This window comes from Pseudomonas sp. ABa2, from assembly GCF_056676075.1.
Window position 1 is genome coordinate 2,405,361 of record NZ_CM155239.1, and the last position, 13,060, is coordinate 2,418,420.

11 protein-coding genes are annotated in these 13,060 nt (G+C 67.0%); 4 read left to right on the top strand and 7 right to left on the bottom strand.

The features are described 5' to 3' along the window. Window positions 1–30: 30 nt before the first annotated feature. From AC1G9C_RS11725 to AC1G9C_RS11735, 3 genes are all read right to left on the bottom strand, one after another. A complete protein-coding gene (locus AC1G9C_RS11725) occupies window positions 31–1,437 on the bottom strand; it encodes an NAD(P)/FAD-dependent oxidoreductase (protein WP_480410271.1) in 1,407 nt (468 codons plus the stop codon). A gap of 97 nt (window positions 1,438–1,534) precedes the next feature. Next, window positions 1,535–2,386, bottom strand: a complete 852-nt coding sequence (locus AC1G9C_RS11730) for an AraC family transcriptional regulator (RefSeq protein WP_480410272.1) — start codon at window positions 2,384–2,386, stop codon at window positions 1,535–1,537. A gap of 54 nt (window positions 2,387–2,440) precedes the next feature. Then, complete coding sequence (locus AC1G9C_RS11735) at window positions 2,441–5,656, bottom strand: DUF1631 family protein (RefSeq protein WP_480410273.1); 3,216 nt, start codon at window positions 5,654–5,656, stop codon at window positions 2,441–2,443. Window positions 5,657–5,819: 163 nt separating this feature from the next. On the opposite strand from AC1G9C_RS11735, the gene AC1G9C_RS11740 reads away from it, so the two are divergent. Next, window positions 5,820–6,047 (top strand): DUF2970 domain-containing protein, encoded by a 228-nt coding sequence (locus tag AC1G9C_RS11740; protein ID WP_457787307.1) that lies wholly within the window; start codon window positions 5,820–5,822, stop codon window positions 6,045–6,047. Here the strand turns inward: AC1G9C_RS11740 and AC1G9C_RS11745 are convergent, their stop codons facing one another. Then, on the bottom strand, window positions 6,048–7,082 hold the full coding sequence (locus tag AC1G9C_RS11745; RefSeq protein ID WP_480410407.1) for an ABC transporter substrate-binding protein: 1,035 nt from the start codon (window positions 7,080–7,082) through the stop codon (window positions 6,048–6,050). It lies immediately after the preceding gene. A 471-nt stretch (window positions 7,083–7,553) separates the two neighbouring features. Between AC1G9C_RS11745 and AC1G9C_RS11750 the strand changes: the two genes are divergently transcribed. Together AC1G9C_RS11750 and AC1G9C_RS11755 are read left to right on the top strand one after the other, a co-directional pair. Then, the gene (locus AC1G9C_RS11750; protein WP_480410274.1) at window positions 7,554–9,212 is read left to right on the top strand and encodes a nitrite/sulfite reductase; all 1,659 of its coding nucleotides are present in this window, start codon (window positions 7,554–7,556) and stop codon (window positions 9,210–9,212) included. Beyond that, window positions 9,196–9,693, top strand: coding sequence for a DUF934 domain-containing protein (locus tag AC1G9C_RS11755; protein WP_021443929.1), 498 nt, complete (start codon window positions 9,196–9,198; stop codon window positions 9,691–9,693). Before AC1G9C_RS11750 ends, AC1G9C_RS11755 begins: the two co-directional genes overlap by 17 nt. Before the next feature lie 136 nt (window positions 9,694–9,829). On the opposite strand, the gene AC1G9C_RS11760 is transcribed toward AC1G9C_RS11755, so the two are convergent. Then, on the bottom strand, window positions 9,830–10,414 hold the full coding sequence (locus tag AC1G9C_RS11760) for a TetR/AcrR family transcriptional regulator (protein ID WP_021443930.1): 585 nt from the start codon (window positions 10,412–10,414) through the stop codon (window positions 9,830–9,832). A 104-nt stretch (window positions 10,415–10,518) separates the two neighbouring features. Here AC1G9C_RS11760 and AC1G9C_RS11765 point away from each other — a divergent pair, with 104 nt between their 5' ends. Further along, complete coding sequence (locus AC1G9C_RS11765; RefSeq protein ID WP_021443931.1) at window positions 10,519–10,956, top strand: hotdog fold domain-containing protein; 438 nt, start codon at window positions 10,519–10,521, stop codon at window positions 10,954–10,956. Between the two features lie 33 nt (window positions 10,957–10,989). On the opposite strand, the gene AC1G9C_RS11770 is transcribed toward AC1G9C_RS11765, so the two are convergent. Together AC1G9C_RS11770 and sohB are read right to left on the bottom strand one after the other, a co-directional pair. After that, window positions 10,990–11,979, bottom strand: coding sequence for a YhdH/YhfP family quinone oxidoreductase (locus AC1G9C_RS11770; protein WP_021443932.1), 990 nt, complete (start codon window positions 11,977–11,979; stop codon window positions 10,990–10,992). A 36-nt stretch (window positions 11,980–12,015) separates the two neighbouring features. Continuing rightward, the gene (sohB, locus tag AC1G9C_RS11775) at window positions 12,016–13,035 is read right to left on the bottom strand and encodes a protease SohB (RefSeq protein WP_480410275.1); all 1,020 of its coding nucleotides are present in this window, start codon (window positions 13,033–13,035) and stop codon (window positions 12,016–12,018) included. Window positions 13,036–13,060: the final 25 nt, after the last annotated feature.

Genomic DNA, 13,060 nt, shown 5'->3' on the forward strand with positions numbered 1-13,060 from the left:
GGCCGTGCGCACCAGCAATCGAAGCCCTCCTCAACTCATCAGACGTTCCATGCGCTCGGCCACGGCCTGCGCCAGACGCCGGCGCCAGGCCGGGCTGTGCGGATTGGCCAGCACCCGATCCTCGTGGACGAAGCTGCGGATGATGGCGTTATAGCCGAGCCAGCGGCACGGCTCGGGCTCCCAGCGGCGCAGGCGGGAAACCGGGCTGTCGGGTAGCACCCAGGGCTGGCGCAGCAGTTCGCTGTCGCGACCGAGGATGAGGTCGGCCAGGGTGCGCCCGCCCAGGTTGCTGGCGCCGACGCCCTCGCCGCCGTAGCCGCCGGCCAGGGCGATGCGCTGCTTCAGGTCGCGCAGCATATGCGGCTGGAAGCGCCGCGCCATGCCCAGGTTGCCGCCCCAGGCGTGGCTCAGCCGCACGCCGCGCAACTGCGGGAACAGCTCGCCCATCAAATAGCGGCGTAGGCCCAGTTCGTCGTCGCTGAGGTTGAAGTCGCGGCGCAGGCGGCCGCCGAAGCGATACCCGCCGCGCGCGCCGAACACCAGGCGGTCGTCGCGACTGCGCTGGCCATAGGTGACCTGGCGACTGAACTCGCTGAAGGCCTGGCCACGCTGCAAGCCAATGTCGGCCCAGACCTTCGCCGGCAGCGGCTCGGTGGCAATGATCAGGCTCTGCACCGGCAACTGATGCCGGCCCAGCGGCGGCAAGCCGGCGGCGTAGCCCTCGATGGCCGGCACCACCCAGTCAGCACGCACGCTGCCTTGCGCGGTGCGCACCAGACCGGGCTGCCAGTCGATCACCGCACTGCGTTCGTAGAGCTGGGCGCCGAGCGCCTCGACGCAGCGTGCCAGGCCGCGCACCAGCTTGGCCGGATCGATGGTGGCGCAGTGCGGGCTGTACAGCGCGCCGTAGGCGTTGGCCAGGCGCAGCTGCTCGGCCAGCTCGCTCGGCGCCAGCCAGCGGTAGTCGTCCTCGCCCAGGCCGAGCGCGCGCAGGCCGTCGAGGTACTCGCGCAGGCGTACTTCCTGCTCGGGATAGCGCGCCGCGCAGTAGAGCACCCCGCCCTGGCGCAGGTCGCAGTCGATACCCTCGCGGGCCACCACCTGCGCCACCTCGTCGGGAATGCCATGCAGCAGATCGAAGGAAGCTTTGCGCTCGGCGGCAGGCAGGCCCGCCAGCAGGCGATCCTCGCCGAGCAGGTTACCCATCAACCAGCCGCCGTTGCGCCCGGAGGCGCCGAAGCCGGCGGTCTCGGCCTCCACTATCGCCACGCGCAGCTGCGGCGCCTGGCGCTTGAGGTAATAGGCGGTCCACAGCCCGGTATAGCCGGCGCCGATGATCGCCACGTCCGCCTGCAGATCGGCCTGCAGGCGGGGTCGCGCCTGCAGCGGATCGTCGATTCGATCCATCCACAGACTGATGTTGCGCCAGGGATTCATGCACGCCTCCGTCATCGATCGATGCGCCAAGGCTAGCGGCACGGCTCAGTAGCTGTCTTGCGTGCGGACCCGCGCGGAAATCTGCTAGAGAACCCGCCTAGAATCTGCTGCGCGTCGGCCCTGCTGCGTTAAAAACGGGCTCTAGCTCGCTAGATCCTGGACGGCCTCTAAGATAGGCCTTCGGCGACAGCCCGGTATGCCGCTTGAAGCAGCTGTAGAAGGCCGACAGCGAGTTGAAACCGGCGGCGAAGGCCAGCTCGTCGATGCGCTTGAGGTCGCTGCCCGCCTCCAGACCGGCGAGCAGGTGCTGCAGGCGGGCGCGACTGACGTAGCGGTAGAAGCTCTCGCCGAGCACCTGGTTGAGCAGATGGGAGATCTGGTTGCGGCTGTAGCCGGTGGCCGCCGCCACCTGCTGCAGGTTCAGCTCGGGATAGAGAAAGGCTTTGCTGCGCTGGAAATACTCCTGCAGGTCCTGCGCCAGTTGGCCGAGCTGGCGGGGCGACAACCCCAGCCGGCTGATCGCCGGGCGCGCACCGACCGGCTGGTTGGCAGGGTTCGCCTCGCGCACCAGGGTGGCGTACTCGTTGATGCGCCAGATCAGCCCGTCGCGCACGGTGATCGCCTCGCCGGTGCGGAACGACACCAATCCCGCACCGCCCTGCAGGCTGGTGCGGTACTGGATGAAGGCGGTGTGGCCATCGATGCGGATGCGGTCGAGATGCTCCAGCACCTCGCCGGGGTGGCGCGGCAGGTTGCTTTCGACATAGCCGCGCAGCTCGGCCAGGCGCATGCAGCGCTGCTGGTAGAAGTCGTTGTACTCCACGTCCGGGTGGTACAGCGCCAGCACCGCCTCCAGGTCGCGCTGCTTCCAGCTCAGGTGATAGCGCAGGACAGTCTCGCGGGTGCGCGCGGTCTGCGCGGCGTCGTCAGGGAAATTGTCGTCGAACATGGCGGGCATCGTTTCAGGGGCACCGTGCAGCTTGCCCGATTCGCCGCAAACGGGTCAAAGCGCCGCCACCCCGAGCCAGTCTTCCAGGTGCACCGGCTTCTGCACGCCGAAGCCCTGCACGTAGTCGACCCCCATCTCCAGCAGGCGCGCGCGGATGGCCGGGGTCTCGACGTACTCGGCGATGGTCTGGCGCCCCAGGGCGTGGGCGATCTCGTTGATCGAGCGGACCATGGCCAGATCGCTGGGCGAGCGTTCGATCTCCTTGACGAAGCTGCCGTCGATCTTCACGTAGTCCACCGGCAGACGCTTGAGGTAGTCGTAGCTGGAGAAGCCGACGCCGAAGTCGTCGATCGAGAAGCTGCAGCCGGCACGCTGCAGATGGCGCACCAGGTCGGCGGTCTTGGCCAGGTTGGATACCGCGGCGGTCTCGGTCAGTTCGAAGCAGATGCGCCGGGGGTCGACCCGGTAACGCTCGAACAGGCTCTCGATGAAACCGAGCAGCTTGTCGTCGTTCAGGCTGCTGCCGGACAGGTTGATCGACAGCGCGCTGCAGCGCCGCCACAGGTTGGGGTGGCGGTCGAGCACGGCAAAGATGTGCCGCAGCACCCAGCGATCCACCTTGCTCATGCGGTGGTAGCGTTCGGCGGCGGCGATGAAGTCCTGCAGCAGCAGCTCGTTCTGCATCACCAGCAGCAGCTCGTAGTGCGGCAACTCGCTGGCGTCTTCGGCAGTCGGCGCGATCTGCTGTACGCGCAGCGACAGGTCCTCGCGCTCGACTATATCGTCGACCCGCGCGGCAATCGCCAGCAGGCCGATGCGCCCATCGTCGCTGGCCATGCTGAAACAGTGCACGCGGTTGCGCCCGGCTTCCTTGGCCGCGTTGCAGGCCGCCTGCAGGTCGCAGAACAGGTTGGTGACATCGTGCCGCTCGGCCGCCTCGACCACCCCGACACTGAGGGTGATGCCGTGCTTGCGCGCCTCCCAGGTGAAGCCCTCGCTCTCCACCTCGCGGCGCAGCTGCTCGGCCAGATCGGCCGCCTGGGCCTCGGTACAACCCGGCAGCACCGCGGCGAAATCCACCCCGCCGACCCGCGCCAGGCAGCTGGCCTGCGGCAGCCAGCGTTGCAGCTGCTCGCAGAGCCGTTTCAGGCAGGCGTCGCCGGCCTGCGGGCCGGCGTGGGTGTTGATCAGGGCGAACTGGTCGACGTGCAGCATGAGGAAGGCGTGGCGGCCGCGGCTGGCCAGGCTTTGCGCCAGGGACGACTCGAAGGCACGACGGTTGTGCAGGCCGGTCAGCTCGTCGTGGCTGCGCGCATGGGCGATCTCGCGGTACAGGCGCCCGACTATGTCCTGCAGGGTGCGCTGCACCAGGCTGTCGGAGTCCTGCGCGCCATCGTCGACCAGCAGCCGCCCGCCCGCCAGTTCGGCGACCAGCTCGCGCTCGCTGTACCTGCCGCTTTCGCGGCCCTGACGGTCGACCAGCACATAGTGATCCAGCGCCGGGTTCTTCCACACCAGGCGATGCAGCTGGCCGCTGGCGTCTTGCAGGCGCGCGCCCTCCTTGAGCTGCTCCAGGCGTTCGCCCCAACGCTGCAGCTCTTCGGCCAACGGCGGCCGGGCCAGCGCCAGGCTCGGCGGCGCGACCATGGCCACCGGTTCCTCGCCGAGCAATTGCCGACGCAGCCCGGCCAGCACCGGGGCGTACTGAAAACTGCCGGCGCCGAAGGCCTCCATGCGCCGCTTGAGAATCTGCAACTGGTGCTCGACCTCCTTGGCGTAGGCCTCGCCATCGCCCCCCAGCGGGCCCTGCGCACGCTCGTTGAGGCGCTTGCAGAGCATGCCGGTGAGCGACATGTCCAGACGCCAGGTCAGGTCCTGCCGGCCCATACGGATCAGCTCGTGCACCAGCAGGTCGCGCCAACCGACGTCCAGCCATTCCAGCAGCAGCCTGGGCACGCGCTCGCCATGCAGGTCGCGCAGTGCGCCGGCGACTTCCTGCTGCGCCTGCTTGAGGGTGTCCTGGCCGCGGTGCAGCTGTTTGACCCGTTCGGCGTTCTGCTGGTAGCTGCGCTGCTGCTGGGCGAGCAGCTCGTCCAGCTCGGCGTCATGGGCGGCGAAACTCTGGCTGTCGCCGTCGTAGCCGTCGACGATTCGCTCGATCAGGCCCTGCAAGCGGGCCTCCAGCGCCGGATTGGCCGGTTCGCAGTGATCGCCCAGGCGTAGCAGGCGATCCAGGGTGGCGCGCACCGGATGGCTGCTGTCGGCGATGGCCGCCGGTTCCTTCAACGTGGCCTGCAGCACCGGCAGCAGCAGGCGCTCGATGGCCGGTTTCAGCGCTGGCGCCAGGCCGGCGTCCTGCCCCAGGTGCTGGAACACCTCGCCCACCAGCTGGGTGTCTTCCTGTTGGCGCAGGCTGAGCGAGCAGTCCTGTTGCTGGAACTGTTCGAGCAGCGCCTGCGCCGTCCAGCCGCCGGACGGCGTCGGTTCGGCGCGCAGCCGTCCCAGCAGTTCGGCCGGCTGGCCGCTCGACGCCTGGTCCGCCACGGCTTGGCGCGGCGCCGCGCTGCTGCGCCGCAGTTGGTGGATGGCCTGATAAGCGGCGGACCTCGCCTCGGCGCGCGGCGGCGATGCGAGCTGGGGGCGCGGCGGTGCCAGCTCGACGCCGAGCGGCTCGATACGCTGGGCGGCAAACTGTTCGGCCAGGGCCTGCATATAGGGTTGCAACAGCGCCGGCAGCAGTCGCCCGGCCTCGCTGAGGTACAGACCGCGCACGCTGGCAGGCTGATTGCGCAGGCGCAGCTCGCCCTGCCACTGACGCAAGAGAAACTCGAACGACAAGGGGTTGTCCGCATCGGCCAGGGGCTCACCGACCAACTGGTTGAAACAGCCGCACACGCGCCACTCCAGCACGCCCAGGTGTTCGCGCAGGGTGCGCACCAGGCGCCGGGCGAGCAGCATGTCGTCGACTTCCTCGTCGTCCACCAGGCTCCACTCACTGCGGCTGTCGAGTGCCACCGGCTGCAGCGGGCGCTCCAGCAGACCGCCGCAGATGCGCTGCAGGCAGCTGTCGATGGCGCGGCCCTGCTGGTTGCGGCACAGGCGCATGAAATGCTCGCAGGCCTGCGCCTCCTCGTTGGAGAAGGCGCGCAAGCGTTGCTCCGCCAGCGCCTGTTCCAGTGCCAGACACAGTTGCCGCAGCGCATCCGGCAGATGGCGGCGAACCAGCGAACCGAGTGCCTCGCCGAGCGCGCGGGGTAACGGTCTGGGCATCAAGGACAACGCTCCTGCCTATAGTGGCTTCCTGTGCTTGACTATAGCCGTTTGCCATCCGTTGGCGAGTCCGCCCGAGGTCTTCCCCGGCGGCGGCTGCGGCGCTCTGTTTCGGCCTCGCCAGGTACAGCGACTATGCTTGAGGAAGATCGGGAGAACGCCCATGAAAGAACCGGACAAACCACCGCCGCCACCGCCACTGACGTTCTGGGAAATGCTGCAGAGCGTGCTGGCCGCCGCCTTCGGGGTGCAGAGCGGGAAGAATCGCAGCCGCGACTTCAGCCGCGGCAAACCCAGCCACTTCATCCTCCTCGGGCTGCTGTTCACCGGGCTGTTCGTGCTGGTGCTGCTGGCCCTGGTGAAACTGGTGCTGCACCTGGCGGTCGGCTGATCAGCGCAGCAGGCTGTCGATGGAGCACGCGTAACGGCTCATCTGCGGCTGACGAGTGGCACTGAACTGGCGGAAGTCCAGGTCGAGGTCGCCCTGTTCGAGGCGCCGCATCAGACGTCCGGCAGCTTCGTCATCGACCAGGCGCAGCAGGTTGGCCACCTGATCCTTGCCGCCGCGCGCGGCGAAATCCAGCCCCTTGGCGTGGTCGTGGAGCATCACCAGGGCACAGGCGCCGAGCAGGAAATGTCCGCTGGCCAACACCTCGATGCGCCCGTCGACGCGCGCCTGCAGCACCCGCGCGGAATTGTTCAGCGCCGCGTAGCGCAGCTGCCGCCCCTGCTCGGCGGCCGCCTGCATCACGCCGAAGGCCATCTCGTCGTTGGCCGACCACACCAGGCTCAGCTGCGGGTAGCGTGGCAACAGGGCCAGCGACTGCTCGTAGGCGCGCTGCTGGCGCCACTCGCCGTACAGCACCTGCTGCAGGCGAACATGCGGCGCCTCGGCCAGGGCTTGCTGCAGGCCGACGATGCGCAGGGTCGCCGAGGGCGTCTGCTTGATGCCGGTGAACGCCAGCATCTGCGCCGGCTCACCGCCGGCCAGGGCGATCAGCGCCCGCCCCATCAGGTAGCCGGCTTCCTCGTCGTTGGGCACCAGACTGCCCAGCCAGTGGCGATAGCGCTCGCGGCTGCCGCCGACCAGCGCCTGCTGCTCCGGCGTCAGGGTGCTGTGCAGGGCGAACAGACGCACCTGGGTGCCGTCGAACAGGCGCAGGATCTCCGGGCCGGTGAACTGCTCGTTGACGAAGATCAGGTAGTCGGGCAACTCGCCCCGCTCCAGGACCTCATGAGCGTTGCGCAGAATGCGTGCGGTATCGCGCTCGCCGTAGATCACCCGCAGGTCGATGCCCAGATCGCCAGCGGCGTCCTGCATATAGTGCGAATAATCGGCCCAGAACGGCTCGGCGGCATGGCCGGGGTTGAGAAACACCACGGAAAGCGGTCGCCCCTGCGCCTCGGCAACGCACCAGGCCAACATGGCCAACAGCCCCAGCACCCACCTGATCACGACGCCCCTCCCAATAACCGGGCGCAGTATAAGGGCATAAGCGCAAAAAGGCCGATCGCGGTGGCGGGTCGGCCTGTATGCCGGCGCGGGTGCTACTGACCGCTGACCCAGAACACCGCCGTGGCCACGGCAATCAGGATCAGGCTGAAGATGGCCCAGGCGTCGACGCGGCTGTCGGTTTTTTCCATTTCGCTATGGTCGTGCATGACTCCCCCTTGTTCTTGTGCTTATGGGTGACACGCCCTGCAGTTAAGACCAGCCCGAGCCAGGGCTCAAGCCCTCAGGTTATGTTCCGTCGCGCTCTTATTGCTCATAGTTCTGTTTATATACTCAAACATCACTTTTACGCATAAAGCTGAGCTGGTATCGTGCCCCGGCTCCGTGGGGAGTGCGCGGCCGTGCGCGCTGATTGGCAGTAGTAGCCTGACAACAGGACCCTTCATGTACGTATATGACCAGTACGATCAGAAGATCGTCGAGGATCGCGTCAAGCAGTTCCGCGATCAAACCCGCCGCTACCTCTCCGGAGAGCTGAGCGGCGAGGAATTCCGCCCGCTGCGCCTGCAGAACGGTCTGTATATCCAGCGTTTCGCGCCCATGCTGCGCATCGCCGTGCCCTACGGCCTGATGTCCTCGGCACAGGTGCGCATGATGGCCAAGATCGCTCGCGACTACGACAAGGGTTACGCGCACATCAGCACCCGGCAGAACGTGCAGTTCAACTGGCCGGACCTGGAAGACGTGCCGGAGATTCTCGCCGAGCTGGCCACCGTGCAGATGCACGCGATCCAGACCAGCGGCAACTGCATCCGCAACACCACCACCGATCAGTTCGCCGGCGTGGCCAAGGACGAGATCGTCGATCCGCGCCCCTGGTGCGAGATCATCCGCCAGTGGTCGACGTTCCACCCCGAGTTCAGCCACCTGCCGCGCAAGTTCAAGATTGCGGTCAACGGCGCCGTCAGCGACCGCGCCGCCATCGAGGTGCATGACATCGGCCTGGAAGCGGTGAAGAACGCAGCCGGCGAGCTGGGCTTCCGCGTTTCCGTCGGCGGCGGCCTGGGCCGTACCCCGATCGTCGGCAGCTTCATCAACGAATTCCTGCCCTGGCAGCACCTGATCAGCTATCTCGACGCCATCCTGCGCGTGTACAACCGCTACGGCCGTCGCGACAACAAGTACAAGGCGCGCATCAAGATCCTGGTCAAGGCGCTGACCCCCGAGGTATTCGCCGAGCGGGTGAACGCCGAATGGGCGCACCTCAAGGATGGCCCGAGCACCCTGACCGAAGCCGAAGTGGCGCGCGTTGCCGGCCACTTCGTCGACCCGGCCTATCAGGCTCTGAACGACGAAGACGCCCTGCTCGCCCAGCAGGACGCCGAGCACCCGGGCTTCGCCCGCTGGCGCCAGCGCAACACCTTCGCCCACAAGAAACCCGGCTACGTCGCCGTGACCCTGTCGCTCAAGCCCACCGGCACCGCGCCAGGCGACGTCACCGACAAGCAGCTCGATGCCATCGCCGACCTGGCCGATCGCTACGCCTTCGGTGAAGTGCGCAACAGCCACAACCAGAACATCATCCTCGCCGACGTCGAGCAGCGTCAGCTGCTGACCCTGTGGGGCGAGCTGCGCGAGCAAGGCTTCGCCACGCCCAACGTGGGCCTGCTGACCGACATCATCTGCTGCCCGGGTGGCGATTTCTGCTCGCTGGCCAACGCCAAGTCGATCCCGGTGGCCGAAGCCATTCAGCGTCGTTTCGACGATCTCGACTACCTGTTCGACATCGGCGATATCGACCTGAACATCTCCGGCTGCATGAACGCCTGCGGTCACCACCACGTCGGCCATATCGGCATCCTCGGTGTGGACAAGAAAGGCCAGGAGTTCTACCAGGTCTCGCTGGGTGGCAGCGCCGGCCGCGAAGCCAGCCTGGCGCAGATTCTCGGCCCGTCCTTCGCTCAGGACGACATGCCGGACGTGATCGACAAGATCATCAAGGTCTACGTCGAGCAACGCACCGAAGAAGAAAGCTTCCTCGATACCTACCGCCGCATCGGTATCGACCCGTTCAAGGAGCGCGTCTATGCAGCGAATCATTAAGAACGGCCAGGTAATCGACGAAACCTGGCACCTGCTGGCCAAGGACGTGACGCTCGACGCCATCCCCAACTGCGACGACATCATCGTCCCACTGGCGCTGTGGCGCGAGCACGCCCATGCGCTGAAGGCCCGCGATGGCGGCCTGGGCGTGTGGCTGGAAGCCGGCGACGAAGTCGAGGAAATCGCCGACGATCTCGCGCATTTCCAGGTGATCGCCCTGGACTTCCCGGCCTTCACCGACGGTCGCCATTCCTCCAGCGCCTACCTGCTGCGCACTCGCTACGGCTACACAGGCGAAGTGCGCGCGATCGGCGACGTGCTGCGCGACCAGCTGTTCGCCCTGCGCCGCGTCGGCTTCGATGCCTTCGCCCTGCGCGCGGACAAGGACCCGTACGACGCGCTCAAGGCCTTCGAGGACTATAGCGAGGTCTACCAGGCCTCGGCCGACCAGCCGCAACCGCTGTTCCGCCGCCGCGCCTGATCGTCGCCGCTTGTACGCAAAAGCCCCGCTACTGGCGGGGCTTTTGCGTTGATGTGGCGCAGCTGCACTCCGCGAATGCGCGACGGCGCACCCCGAATTACGGCCGGGCTACCGGCAAGATCCTGCTTCCCTGCACCTAGGAACTCGCCCGCACCGACTCCCAGGCGATCTGCGCCAGGAGTTCGCGACACGCCCCCAGCTCGCTCTGGCTGCGGCCGGCCAACCAGTTGCGGGCCAGATCCTGGCTCGGGCCGATCACCACCGCAGCGAAGCAGTCGTCGGCCATGGCCCTGAACAGCCCCTGCTGGCGGTACTCAGCCAGTGCCGCGAGAATCCGCGCGAAGTGCAGGCGATTGGCCTCGCGCAGCGCCTCGCCCATTTCCCCTGCCTCGACCCGACCGCGACTGTGCAGGATGAAGCGCGCCCAGTCCGGATTGGCCACCACCCAATCGATATAGCTGGTCACCAGCAGCTTGACGCAGGCCTCGGCGCTGCCTGCCTTGGCGAAGCCGTGCTCGAGCCGTTCGGCGTACTGCGCGGTGCCGGCCAGGTACAAGGCACCGATGATGCGCTCCTTGTTGCCGAAGTGGTGATACAGGCTGCCGATGCTGGCGCCGGAACGGTCGCGGATCATCTCGATGGTGGTGGCATCGACGCCCTGCTCGGTGAAACAGGCCAGCGCGGCCTGGAGAATCTCGTCTTTACGCGATGGACGGGCCATGCCACTCCCTGATGACTAGAATATTTTTCTAGAATTATTTTCTAACGTTCGTATACTGCCCTGGCGCGCGCTCATCTTCAATCGCAAACCCGCAGGAGACAGTCATGAGTCAGATGTTGCAGATGTTCCAGCAAGCCGGCCCGGCGCAGTTCAGCGCACTGATCGGCCAGGTCGCCCCCTACTTCGCCAGCATCGCCCCGCAGATGGTCGAGCTGCGCCCCGGCTATGCCGAGCTGACCTTCCCCAAGCGTCGCGAAGTGCTCAACCATATCGGCACGGTGCACGCCATCGCCCTGTGCAACGCCGCCGAGCTGGCCGCCGGCAGCATGACCGACGCCTCGATCCCGGCCGGCTGTCGCTGGATTCCCAAGGGCATGACGGTGGAGTACCTGGCCAAGGCCGACGGCGATATCCGCGCCGTGGCCGACGGCAGTGCGCTGGACTGGAGCCAGCTCGGCGACATCAAGGTGCCGGTGCTGGCCTATGTCGGCGACAAGCCGGTGTTTCGCGCGGAAATCACCATGTACGTCAGCCGGGCGTGAAACGCAGAGGCCCGTCGAAGGCGGGCCTCTCGCTCAATCCAGCCGCACCAGCACGCGGCCGACCATGCCGCCGGCGAGTATCCGCTCGATGGCCGCCGGCAACTCTTGCAGGGCGACTTCCTGGCACAACGCCGAGAGATCGAGCTTCCACTGCAGCGACAGCTTGTCCCACATCGACGCCTTGACCACCAGCGGCAGCTCAACGGAATCCACGCCAAGCAGGTTGACCCCGCGCAGGATGAACGGCAGCACGCTGGCCTGGAAGCCGACGCCGGCGGTCAGCCCGCAGCACGCCACGCTGCCGCTATGGCGTAGGGACTTGACCACATTGAACAGGATGTCGCCGCCCACGGTGTCCACCGCCGCCGCCCAGCGCTCCTTGAGCAATGGCCGTTCGACGCCCTGCAGCAGCTCTTCGCGGCTGACGATCTCGTCGGCGCCGAGACCACGCAGGAATTCGCCCTGCTCGGCCTTGCCGGTGGCGGCCGCGACCCGGTAGCCCAGCGCCTTCAACAGCACCACGGCGATACTGCCGACCCCGCCGGTGGCGCCGGTAACCAGCGCAGTGCCAGCCTCGGGGGTGACGCCGGCCTGCTCCAGCTTGTCCACGCACAGGGCGGCGGTGAGGCCGGCGGTGCCGAGGATCATCGCCTCGCGCAGGGACAGGCCCTGCGGACGCTTGATCGCCCAGGCCGCCGGTACGCGAATGTACTGGCCGAAACCGCCGGCGGTGTTCATGCCCAGGTCGTAACCGGTGACTATCACCTCGTCGCCGGGGGCGAACTCGGCGACGGCGGACGCCTCCACCACGCCGGCAGCGTCGATGCCCGGCGTGTGCGGATAGGCTTTGGTGACGCCACGGTTGCCGCTGGCCGACAGCGCGTCCTTGTAATTGAGCGAGGAATAGCGCACGCGGATCAGCAGCTCGCCAGCGGGCAGCTCCTCGATCCGCCGCGCCACCACCTGGCGTTGAAAACCGCCATCGGCGCCTTCGCTGACCAGCAAGGCCTTGAATTCAGTCATCACCTTCTCCTCTTGTCGTTGTTCGGTGGCGTGCTCTTACCAGAAGCGCTGCTGATTGAGTCTGCTCAGCCAGGTCAGCGCGAAGCGGTCCAGGGCCATGCTGGCAGCCAGCCCCACACGCTCCTGAAGGCTCTTCTTGTGGGCGAAATGCAGGTGGAACAGCTCGGCCTCGGCGGCGCGCCCGGCCAGGTACTGGTCGCTGGTCTTCAGTTCGTCCACCAGCAGGCGCTCCTGGGCGGACAGGCCCAGCCAGACCTCGCCGGTGGCGATGGCGTCGATATCCAGTTGCGGGCGGTAACGGGCGACGAAGCCCTTGAACAGCTCATGGGTGGTTTCCAGGTCTTCCTGGAACTTCTCCCGGCCTTTTTCGGTGTTCTCGCCGAACACGGTCAGGGTGCGCTTGTACTCGCCGGCGGTGAGCACCTCGAAATCGATGTCGTGCTTCTTCAGCAGGCGATGCACGTTGGGCAGCTGTGCCACTACGCCGATGGAACCGAGGATGGCGAACGGCGCGGCGAGAATCTTCTGGCCGATGCAGGCCATCATGTAGCCGCCGCTGGCAGCCACCTTGTCGACGCAGACGGTGAGCGGGATGCCGGCCTCGCGAATGCGCACCAGCTGCGAGGAAGCCAGGCCATAGCTGTGCACCATACCGCCGCCGCTTTCCAGGCGCAGCACCACCTCGTCCGAGGCCTTGGCCAGCGACAGCAGCGCGGTCACCTCATGGCGCAGATGATCGGTGGCCGAGGCCTTGATATCGCCGTCGAAGTCCAGCACAAACACCCGCGGCTTGCTCGGCGGGTGCTTCTTCTCCCGTTTGGCCGCCTTGGCCTCGGCCTTGCGCGCGGCCTTGAGCTGGTCCTTGTGCAGCACGCTGTGCTCCAGGCGCTCGCGCAGGTCTTTGTAGAAGTCGTTGAGCTTGTGCACCTGCAACTGGCCGCTGCTGCGCCGGCCCTTGCCGCGCGTAGCGGCGACCGCCGCCAGCACCAGGACGATGGCGACCACCAGGGTCAGGGTTTTCGCCAGAAAACCGACGTACTCGCTAAGAAACTCCACAGATCCCCCTTGGACAATGCGGCGG

Coding starts and splice junctions, on each gene's coding strand:
- AC1G9C_RS11765 (WP_021443931.1), top strand. CDS start 10,519: ATGAGTCAGATGTTGCAGATGTTCCAGCAAGCCGGCCCGGCGCAGTTC.
- AC1G9C_RS11770 (WP_021443932.1), bottom strand. CDS start 11,979: ATGACTGAATTCAAGGCCTTGCTGGTCAGCGAAGGCGCCGATGGCGGT.
- AC1G9C_RS11730 (WP_480410272.1), bottom strand. CDS start 2,386: ATGTTCGACGACAATTTCCCTGACGACGCCGCGCAGACCGCGCGCACC.
- AC1G9C_RS11725 (WP_480410271.1), bottom strand. CDS start 1,437: ATGAATCCCTGGCGCAACATCAGTCTGTGGATGGATCGAATCGACGAT.
- AC1G9C_RS11750 (WP_480410274.1), top strand. CDS start 7,554: ATGTACGTATATGACCAGTACGATCAGAAGATCGTCGAGGATCGCGTC.
- AC1G9C_RS11760 (WP_021443930.1), bottom strand. CDS start 10,414: ATGGCCCGTCCATCGCGTAAAGACGAGATTCTCCAGGCCGCGCTGGCC.
- AC1G9C_RS11745 (WP_480410407.1), bottom strand. CDS start 7,082: ATGTTGGCCTGGTGCGTTGCCGAGGCGCAGGGGCGACCGCTTTCCGTG.
- AC1G9C_RS11740 (WP_457787307.1), top strand. CDS start 5,820: ATGAAAGAACCGGACAAACCACCGCCGCCACCGCCACTGACGTTCTGG.
- AC1G9C_RS11735 (WP_480410273.1), bottom strand. CDS start 5,656: ATGCCCAGACCGTTACCCCGCGCGCTCGGCGAGGCACTCGGTTCGCTG.
- AC1G9C_RS11755 (WP_021443929.1), top strand. CDS start 9,196: ATGCAGCGAATCATTAAGAACGGCCAGGTAATCGACGAAACCTGGCAC.